This window comes from Arthrobacter sp. 2MCAF14, from assembly GCF_052115645.1.
Lineage (GTDB): Bacteria > Actinomycetota > Actinomycetes > Actinomycetales > Micrococcaceae > Arthrobacter.
In genome coordinates this window covers 1-9,100 of sequence record NZ_JBFRHB010000073.1, presented here as the reverse complement: position 1 = coordinate 9,100, position 9,100 = coordinate 1, and the positions used below count along the sequence as shown (strand labels likewise).

At 64.3% G+C, this 9,100-nt stretch carries 7 protein-coding genes and 1 pseudogene; 5 read left to right on the top strand and 3 right to left on the bottom strand.

Annotation, left to right across the window (positions count from 1 at the left end):
• Both AB4074_RS24305 and AB4074_RS24300 read left to right on the top strand, forming a co-directional pair.
• Window positions 1–159: pseudogene (locus AB4074_RS24305) on the top strand (lipoyl synthase); the annotation flags it as partial.
• Window positions 160–175: 16 nt separating this feature from the next.
• On the top strand, window positions 176–988 hold the full coding sequence (locus AB4074_RS24300; protein ID WP_441415677.1) for a methylenetetrahydrofolate reductase: 813 nt from the start codon (window positions 176–178) through the stop codon (window positions 986–988).
• A gap of 35 nt (window positions 989–1,023) precedes the next feature.
• Here AB4074_RS24300 and AB4074_RS24295 read toward each other — a convergent pair whose 3' ends face one another.
• Together AB4074_RS24295 and AB4074_RS24290 are read right to left on the bottom strand one after the other, a co-directional pair.
• Entirely contained in the window at window positions 1,024–1,740 is a 717-nt protein-coding gene (locus AB4074_RS24295) for an anti-sigma factor family protein (protein ID WP_441415676.1), read from the bottom strand.
• Window positions 1,737–2,237, bottom strand: coding sequence for a sigma-70 family RNA polymerase sigma factor (locus tag AB4074_RS24290; RefSeq protein WP_059389901.1), 501 nt, complete (start codon window positions 2,235–2,237; stop codon window positions 1,737–1,739). The genes AB4074_RS24295 and AB4074_RS24290 overlap by 4 nt, the downstream gene beginning before the upstream one ends.
• Before the next feature lie 154 nt (window positions 2,238–2,391).
• Between AB4074_RS24290 and AB4074_RS24285 the strand changes: the two genes are divergently transcribed.
• Window positions 2,392–2,967: a COG4315 family predicted lipoprotein gene (locus AB4074_RS24285; protein WP_441415675.1), complete on the top strand. Its 576-nt coding sequence runs from the start codon at window positions 2,392–2,394 to the stop codon at window positions 2,965–2,967.
• Window positions 2,968–3,081: 114 nt separating this feature from the next.
• Here AB4074_RS24285 and AB4074_RS24280 read toward each other — a convergent pair whose 3' ends face one another.
• On the bottom strand, window positions 3,082–3,930 hold the full coding sequence (locus tag AB4074_RS24280; RefSeq protein ID WP_236813182.1) for a DMP19 family protein: 849 nt from the start codon (window positions 3,928–3,930) through the stop codon (window positions 3,082–3,084).
• Window positions 3,931–4,263: 333 nt separating this feature from the next.
• Between AB4074_RS24280 and AB4074_RS24275 the strand changes: the two genes are divergently transcribed.
• Together AB4074_RS24275 and AB4074_RS24270 are read left to right on the top strand one after the other, a co-directional pair.
• Entirely contained in the window at window positions 4,264–7,647 is a 3,384-nt protein-coding gene (locus AB4074_RS24275) for a DEAD/DEAH box helicase (RefSeq protein ID WP_441415674.1), read from the top strand.
• 102 nt (window positions 7,648–7,749) lie between these two features.
• Complete coding sequence (locus tag AB4074_RS24270; RefSeq protein WP_441415673.1) at window positions 7,750–8,934, top strand: Fic family protein; 1,185 nt, start codon at window positions 7,750–7,752, stop codon at window positions 8,932–8,934.
• Window positions 8,935–9,100: the final 166 nt, after the last annotated feature.

Sequence of the window (9,100 nt, the reverse complement as noted above, 5' to 3'; positions counted from 1 at the left end):
CGCTCCTCCTACCGCGCCGGACGCCTCTGGGCCACCGCGATGCGCAAAAAAGGCCGCGAAATCCCCGCCCACCTGGCCCACATCGCCGAAGGCATCCAGGACTCCGGCACCACCCGCCAGGAAGCCCGCACCCTCCTCGCACACCACGCGACGGCCTGATCCGCAAGGAGCCAGCATGTTCCCCACCCGGATTGAAATCATTCCCTCGGACGGAATCGTTGAGAAAGTCCAGGCCGCTGTGCCGCTTTCCACAACGCTCACCGTCACCTGCTTGCCCCATCACGGCATCGCGCGGACCATGGAGGCTTCCGTCAAGCTCAGCCTCCTCGGCTACAACGTGGTTCCGCACCTCTCCGCGCGCGGGCTGGAGGACAGGGCGCAGCTTTCCGGCATCCTCCGGGACTGCGGGGCCGCCGGGATCACGGAGGTCTTCGCCATCGGAGGAGACGGACCTCTTGGTGCCGGCCCCTACCGATCGGGCCTTCCCCTCTTGGCGGACATCGCCGAGTACACCGGCGGCACCATCACAGCGGGCATCGCCGGTTACCCCGAGGGGCATCCTTCCGTGAGCGGGCTGGATTTGCTGGATGCCCTGCTGGCGAAACAACACCTGGCGACGCATGTTGTCACGCAGATGTGCTTCTCCGCCCCGACGATCCTCGACTACGCAGCACTCCTGCGCCGGGAAGGCGTCGAGCTTCCCGTGTGGGCTGGGATTGCCGGGGCAGTTCCCCGAATCAAGCTGCTGGCCCTGGCAACCCAGATCGGCGTCGGGACATCCCTGAAGTTCCTCAGTAACAAAGGAACCCTAGCCCGCAAGCTTCTCGGCGGGGACAAGTACTCACCGCAAGGCCTGGTTTCGGAACTCATGGCGCACCAGGACGGCGTCGCGGGAATCCATCTCTACAGTTTCAACCGGTTGGACATGCCCACCTGGGAGCGAAGCGATCTGCCCGATTCTGAGGCCAGCGAGCCAGCGTCCGCCTGACCGCTCACCGCTGACCACCTAGGTCCCGGGAACCCCTAGCTCCCCGGGACCGAAATCACCGCGACCATCTTCTGGTTGTCATCGCGCAGTTCCACACCCGAAATCCCGGCGAGCTGGACCGGCGTCGCGCCCGTGACCTTGATGTGGCCGCTGGAGGTCGCGGTCCAACCGCAAGCCATTTCCTCCGTGCCGTCGCGGCCCTTGACCCACAGGTACATAGTGCCTTGCGGCGGCATGCTGCGGCCTTCCAGTTGCAGTTCGGTCCCCCACGCCTTCCTGACGAGCCCGACAGTGAGCTGCAGGCCATTGTCCGTCTGCACAGAGTAGCTGGCGTCAGGCTTGGGTGGCTGGTTCAACACCGGCCCCGCCAGTATGCCCAACCCAAGGCAAGTGGCGGCTACGGCGCCCACCAGAGCCGTCCACCGGCGTCGGGATTTCCGTCGCCGTGCTGCCATTTTCAAGAGAATCGGCTGCGGGAGCCTTTCCGAAAAAGCCCCCATTAGTGAGCGAGCGTCGGAAGTAGCGGCCGGAACTGCGGCGGCGGGCACGACGGCGGGGCGCCCGGCGGCGAGCGCGACGGCGTCGGGCACGGGGACGGCGTCGAGGAGGGCCGGGAGGCTCTCCAGCTCCCCCAGCTCAAGCCGGCAATCAGCGCAGCTTGCCAAGTGCTCCTCAAAAACCCGGGCATCGGCAGGTTCGAGGCCGCCGAGCAAGTAGGCGCCCAGCAATTGGTGAAGTCCAGTTTCGTTCACCGCTGCACCCCCATTTCATCGAGAATCGTGCGAAGCGCCCTGACGGCGTAAAAGGCCCGGGATTTCACCGTGCCGCTGGGGATGTTGAGCCTCAGCGCCGCCTCGTTAACCGTGAAACGTTCGTAATGCAGGGCTACCAGGACCTCCCGGTGTTCGGTGCTGAGCCGCAGGAGCGCCTCCTCCATAAGGACCCGGTTGAGGAGCTCATCCACGCGCTCGGTGGCCTCCTCCGGGTCCGCCATGTCGCGTTCGGCAGCCTCTGCCGGGCGCCGCTGGGCCTTGCGGTAGTTGTCGATGATGACATTGCGGGCAGTGCGGAACAAATAGCTGCGCAGGCTGCCGGTAATCTGCGGGGCGTGCTGCCACACGCGAAGGATGGTTTCCTGCACCACGTCTTCAGCCAAGTGCGCGTCCGGCGTGCAGCTCAGCACGAAGCGGCGCAGGGCCGTGCCGTGGTCGCGATAGATCGCGGCCACCACGTCCTCGTCGAGCGGCATCGGCGCCTCCTTGGTGTTCGGCTTCCCCTTCTCCTGCGATACGACGTGCCCGCCACGAAAAAGGTTCAAGCCCCCTGAACCATTCTTCACCCCACGGCGTCGTACGGGTTAGCTTCCGGCACGTCCACGGCCGGTCGAAGCGAAGGAGCAAACCATGAAGAAGCAACTCGGCACCGGGCTCGGCATTCTTGCTCTAGCCATCGCCCTCACTGGCTGTGGAGGAAGCCCCGGCCCGTCTTCCACGTCCTCGAGCGCCACCAGCCCCAGCCCCGCGGCGTCGGCGAGTTCAAGCGCTCCGGCGTCGAGCACTCCTGCTGGCGCGGCGGAACTGAAGACGGCGTCGTCGAGCGTCGGCGAGCGAGTGGTTGCCGCGAACGGCAAGAGCGTCTACTTCTTCGCGAAGGACGTCAAGGATTCCGGCAAGAGCGCCTGCACCGGCGGCTGTGCCACTTCGTGGCCGGCCGTGACAACGACGTCGGCCACGCCGGCGGTTGACGGGGTGGGCGGAACCATCGGCACCATCCCCACAGCAGACGGCAAGATGCAGATCACCATCAACGGCATGCCCATCTACTTCTACTCCAAGGACGAAGACTCCAGTGACACCTATGGCCAAGGCGTGGGCGGTGTCTGGTCCTTGGTCAGCCCGTCCGGTTCCATGCTGACCCCGAGCGGGAGCAGCACCCCAAGCGGGAGCAGCACCCCAAGCGGGAGCAGCATGGGCTACTGAAACCCTCGCTCACCTTTGCAGCCCAAAAGGCAAACGCTCGCTCAGGCCTCGCCGGCCCGGCCGGCAGATCTGAGCGAGCGTTTGTCCTGGAGGCCTTAAAGGTGAGCGGGCGTTTTAGGCGTCTTCGAACTCTTCAGCGTCCTCGAACTCCACCGCGGCGATGATTTCCTTCGTCTCCGGGTGGATCATGAAGGCTTCGTCGTCCTCTTCGATCATGATGTAGTTGCCGTGGTCCGTGGTGAAGTGCCAGGCGAGGATCGTCTCGCCGTCGTGCTCGTAGTTGGGATCGCCCATGGTGATCTTCTCCAGCTGGTAGCCGGCAACGTCGCACAGTTCACGGATGATGAGCTCGAATTCAGGGGCGTTCTCAAGTTCCGCTTCGGCTGCCTCGGCCTGGCGCTCTTCGAGGTTCGGGATGAGGGCCACGCGCTCGGCGATGTGAGCCTTCAGCTGCTCCTCGTCCAGGTAGAGCACGCCGTCCTGGCTGCGGAGCCACGCTGCGTTGAGTTCGATGATGTCTTCGGTCTCCAGGAGGGATTCGAATTCGCCGTCGAGGGCTTCGAGCTCAGCAACGGCTTCCGGTGCCACTTCGGACTCGTCAAGATCGCCGTCCAGGTAGGCCTCGGCGTCTTCCTCGGACAGGGCGTCGAAAGCTGCGGCGGTGCGGTTGAACAGCTCAAGGTGGCCTTTGGCGCCCATTCCTTCGAGGCCTTCGCGGACAAACGCATCCACCTCTTCGCGTTCCGGCACCGTGAACACGTACTGCGCGAAACCGCCCGCGAGTGCTTGGGTCAGGTAGTAGTCCACAAAGTAGCTGCGCAGAGCATTGGTAGCGATTTCCTCATGGTTGAGGAGCTCCTCGTACATCTCGTTGACCACGGTGACGTTCGCGTCCACAACGTCGGCGCTGTCGGCCTCGATGCTGTCCTTCGTCAGAACGACGGGGTTCTCATTGCTGGTCATGGGATTTCCTCACTGCTTGGAAGCTTGTGCTGCTCCGGACCCTTTCAACGTACGCGGGGGCGGTTGTCGGGCAAGCTAGGCAGAGGTGAACGTCCGGCAAAGTTTCAGGGCTGCTCCGTGGGCCCACGCCGCCCGGGTTCCCTGACTGAGCGGAGCGAAGTGAGGGAGGAGGTATGGGCCCACGCCTCCCGGGTTCCCTGACTGAGCGGAGCGAAGTGAGGGAGGAGGTATGGGCCCACGCCGCCCGGGTTCCCTGACTGAGCGGAGCGAAGTGAGGGAGGTGGCGGGGACTAGGATTCATAGATAGCCTCCTGCCGAAAGTAGCCCGAACGAATGCCTTCCCACTCAGACGACTCCTGGGAACTGGCGATTCAGACACCCGCCATTAACGACCGCTCCCTGGCGGCCGGCCTCGCCTATGCCATGGGAAGCCGGGTCAGCAGCATCACTTTCGATTCCGCCACGGGATTGATGATGGGCAAGGTCAGGGGCAGTGGCCCGTCAGCGTATTCGACGTCGGCCAAGCTGGTCCGCAAGCCCGGCGGCTGGAGCTGCACCGTCGGCGTTTGCAGCTGCCCCGTCCGCAAGGACTGCAAACACGTGGCCGCCCTTCTCTTCGCCGCCGAAGACCATCCCGCCGTGCGGGCACAGCTGCTCAGCGCGCCTGCCTTCGGACAGACGGCCCAGCCTGGGGGAATCGTGCAGCGACCGGCCTGGGAGCAGGCACTCAGCAAGCTCATCGCCACTCCGGGCACCGCCCCGCAAGGCCAGGGCCTCCCCTTGGCACTGGCGTTCGAGGTTGAAGAACCGGCCCCGCACTTCTCCTACACAGGCCGGCGGGATCCGCTCCGGAGCGTTCGCCAGCTCAAGGCCCGCCCTGTGATGATGGGCGCCAAGGGCAAGTGGATCCGGGGCGATGTTTCCTGGACCAACCTGAACTACCTCGGCTACAAGCGCGAGTTCAACGAAGCGCATATCGACTGGATGCAGAACTTCCTGGCCGCGCATTCCACTGCGGACTACCGGCAGCTCACTTCGAGCATGTGGATGCTCCTCAACGAATTCGCCGGCAAGAACTTGTGGAGCCTCCTGGTCGAAGCCGACAAGATAGGGGTTTCGCTCATCCACTCCGGCGGGACCGAGCCGGTCCGTATTGCTGCGGAGCCCGCCGTCGTCGGGCTTGACCTTAGCCGGCCCGACGACGGACTGCAGCTCGCGCCGTCGGTGACCTTGGGCGCGGACGCCCTTGATCCGGCGACCTTGGGCTTGATCGGCCGCCCGGCACATGGCTTGTTCTTCACGGGTCCCGGCGAGGGACACTTGCCCGGGGTATCGGCACCCGAGAACCTCATCACGCTGGCTCCGTTGGAGGGCTGTGAGTCGCAGGAACTCCTCGATTTCGTCATGGGCGCATCCCGGCTCCAGATCCCGGCGAATGACGAAGAGCGGTTCCTCACGGCGTTCTATCCGAAGCTCAAGCAGTCCACCCGGGTCACGGCAGCGGACCATTCAGTGGAGTTGCCGGTCCTCGCTGTGCCCACGCTGTCCCTTCTGGCGAACTACGGTGCTGACCACCGGGTGCGGCTGCACTGGGAGTGGCACTACAAGGCCGGCAAGCTCGTGACTGCCCAGCCCCTCTGGCGGCACCCGGACGACCACGGCTACCGCGACGACGCCGAGGAGGCCCGGATCCTTGAGTCCCTGGGCCGGCTTTGGGACGTAGTCGCCGCGCTGGGCGAATCATCGAGCGGCGGATGGGGGGCTCCACGGCTGGCCGCCTCGGTAGCGCTGGACGGCCTGGACACCCTGGCCTTCACCGAGGAGGTGCTGCCCCGGCTGCGCGAGCTGCCCGACGTCGTCGTGGACACCTCGGGCGAGATCGCCGACTACCGCGAGGCAACCGAGGCTCCCGTCGTCTCCATCTCGACCAAGGCCACCGACAGCCGCGACTGGTTCGATCTCGGCATCGTCATCACGCTCGAGGGCGAACCTGTGTCCTTCGCCGCAGTGTTTTCCGCCCTCGCGGCGGGCCAGAGCCGGATGCTGCTGCCGAGCGGCGCCCACTTCTCACTGGACTTGCCCGAGCTGCACCAACTCCGCGCGCTGATCGACGAGGCCAGGTCTCTGCAGGACAGCCCGGACCGGCACGGCACCCTGCAGATCAGCCGCTTCCAGGCAGGGCTCTGGGATGAGCTCGCGCAATTGGGGATCGTCGACGAGCAGGCGGCGGCATGGCGCGAGGCCGTGGGCGGCTTGCTCGACGACGGCGTGACCGGGCTCCCGCTGCCGGGCTCGCTCGATGCCGAGCTCCGTCCCTATCAGCTGGAGGGCTTCAACTGGCTGAGTTTCCTGTACCGTCACAGCCTGGGCGGGGTCCTGGCCGACGACATGGGCCTCGGCAAGACAGTGCAGGCGATTGCTTTGATGTGTGCGGCGAAGGAGCAGGCTGAATCCGCCGCTGACGGCGCGGGCGGCAGCGCTCCCTTTTTGGTGGTCGCGCCTACCAGCGTCGTGGGCAACTGGGCCGCCGAGGTCCAACGCTTCGCGCCCGGCCTGAGCATAAAGACGGTCGGAGAGACCTTCGCCAAGAGCGGCGCCGATCCGCAGGAATCCATGGCCGGAACCGACGTCGTCATCACTTCGTACGCGCTGTTCCGGATCGACTACGAGGCCTACGCAGCCAAGGAATGGGCCGGGCTGATGCTCGACGAAGCCCAGTTCGTCAAGAACCACCAGTCCAAGGCGTACCAGTGCGCCCGCAAACTTCCGGCATCCTTCAAGCTGGCAATCACCGGCACGCCACTGGAAAACAACCTCATGGAGTTCTGGGCGCTGACTTCGATCGTCGCTCCCGGGCTGTTCTCCAGCCCGCGCCGTTTCGCGGAGTACTACCAGAAGCCGGTCGAAAAGAACGGCGACAAGGCCCAGCTCGCCAAGCTCCGCCGTCGGGTACGTCCCCTCATGATGCGCCGCACCAAAGAGCAAGTCATCAAGGACCTGCCGCCCAAGCAGGAGCAGGTCCTTGAAGTGGTGCTGAACCCGCGGCACCAGAAGGTGTACCAGACGCACCTGCAGCGTGAGCGGCAGAAAATCCTGGGGCTCATCGACGATGTCAATAAGAACCGCTTTACCATTTTCCAGTCCCTCACCCTGCTGCGGCAGCTGAGCCTGGACGTTTCCCTCGTGGACGAGTCCTTGTCCGCGGTGCGCTCCTCCAAGCTGGATGTGCTGTTCGAACAGCTGGAGGACATCGTTGCCGAGGGGCACAGGGCCCTCATCTTCAGCCAGTTCACGGGGTTCTTGGGCAAGGTCCGGGAGCGGCTCGACGCGGAGGACATCGAGTATTGCTACCTCGACGGCAGCACCCGGAACCGGGCCGACGTCGTGAGCGAATTCAAGAACGGCGCGGCGCCTGTGTTCCTTATTTCCTTGAAGGCCGGCGGCTTCGGCCTGAACCTGACCGAGGCCGACTACGTGTTCCTGCTGGACCCATGGTGGAACCCCGCGTCCGAAGCGCAAGCCGTGGACCGGACCCACAGGATCGGGCAGGCGAGGAACGTGATGGTCTACCGATTGGTCGCCAAGGACACCATCGAGGAAAAGGTCATGGCGCTCAAGACCAGGAAGTCGCAGCTGTTCGCGGACGTCATGGAAGGCGATGCGCTGACCGGTGGCGCCTTGACGGCGGAGGATCTGGCGGGCTTGTTCGCGGAGTAAGGATTCTCCGCCTGAGAAACGACCACCAAGGTCGCCACTACTCACCTTTTTGCCATAAAATGTGAGTAGCGAGCGACTAACTCACCGTTTTCAGGAGACTACATGGCTGCTTGGCCCGCGCACGGAAGCAAGATTGTGCCATGGAAGTCATCCGGACGACCGCCCCGCGAGGATCGGGAGTTCACAGAGGTAGAGGTGTCGCTACCGCCGTTCATCGCGGATCTCTGGTTCGAGCCCGGACGGGAAACCATCGTGGCGCTCGAAGAGGCTGCCGTTGCCATCGCATCTTTGGATGTAACCGCCGGCACCCGCATGACGGCCGTCAGTGGATTTCTCCTTCGCAGCGAGGCGGTTTCTTCATCCAAGATCGAGCACGTCGACGCCAACCGAAATGACTACGCCCGCGCCCTGATCGGGCTGAAGGCAACGGATCAGGCCAATTCGATGGTGGCTGCCGCCGAAGCCGTCCAGAGCATGATCAACGATGCGGGCACCACAGGCGAGGTCAGGCTGGAGGCCCTACTTGCCGCGCATAAGATGCTCATGAAGGATGACCCCATGGACGGCAGGCATGCCGGTTCATTCCGGGACGTCCAGAACTGGATTGGTGGAAGCGACTACTCACCCCGAGGGGCCATCCATGTGCCGCCGCCTGCAGAGCTCGTCCCCGGATTCATGGACGATCTCATGGCGTTCTCCGCCCGGCGGGACGTCCCGATCATGGCCCAAGCGGCTATTGCGCACGCCCATTTCGAATCCATCCACCCCTTCACCGACGGCAACGGCCGTATTGGCCGGGCGCTGATCGGAGCGATCTCCCGCCGGCGAGGGCTGACTAAGAACACGGTAATTCCGATCGCTTCGGCCATGGTTGCGGACGTGGAGACCTACTTTTCCTTGCTCAACAACTACCGCAATGGCGACGTAGATCCGTTCGTGCTGTACCTGGCCAAATCCTCACTCCGCGCAGCGGAAGCGGCCCGCGAGTCAGTGGCATCCCTTGACGCCCTCCCGGCCGCATGGACGGAGGCGGCCCGGCCCCGAAAAGGCTCCGCAGACGAGAAGATCATTCCTTGGCTCTTGGAGCGGCCGGTGTTCGAAGCGCACAGCGCCGCATACATCGCGGGCATCGAAGAGCGATCCATCTACAGGGTCCTGGACAGGCTGACGAACGCCGGCATTCTGACGCAGATCACCCAGTCGCAACGGAATCGCGCATGGGCAGCAACCGAAGTCTTGGACGAAGTGGACCGGCTTAATCAACGTCTGGCCGGACGCGACGCCTGAAGCAACTGCTTCGAGGTGGCTTAGCCTTGATCCACCGATGATGATCGAGACGCGGGCGGCGGTTTAAACCGAGAATGCCCGTCTTTTCGAGGAAAATGGAGCTTGTCTAGAGCACATTGACCACCGAAAAGAGAGGCATCTCGTAGATGAAAGTTTCCCACAAGCC

What these genes read in the sequence shown, in the direction of transcription:
- AB4074_RS24300 (WP_441415677.1), top strand. Translation starts at nt 176, where the DNA reads ATGTTCCCCACCCGGATTGAAATCATTCCCTCGGACGGAATCGTTGAG.
- AB4074_RS24275 (WP_441415674.1), top strand. Translation starts at nt 4,264, where the DNA reads ATGCCTTCCCACTCAGACGACTCCTGGGAACTGGCGATTCAGACACCC.
- AB4074_RS24270 (WP_441415673.1), top strand. Translation starts at nt 7,750, where the DNA reads ATGGCTGCTTGGCCCGCGCACGGAAGCAAGATTGTGCCATGGAAGTCA.
- AB4074_RS24285 (WP_441415675.1), top strand. Translation starts at nt 2,392, where the DNA reads ATGAAGAAGCAACTCGGCACCGGGCTCGGCATTCTTGCTCTAGCCATC.
- AB4074_RS24290 (WP_059389901.1), bottom strand. Translation starts at nt 2,237, where the DNA reads ATGCCGCTCGACGAGGACGTGGTGGCCGCGATCTATCGCGACCACGGC.
- AB4074_RS24280 (WP_236813182.1), bottom strand. Translation starts at nt 3,930, where the DNA reads ATGACCAGCAATGAGAACCCCGTCGTTCTGACGAAGGACAGCATCGAG.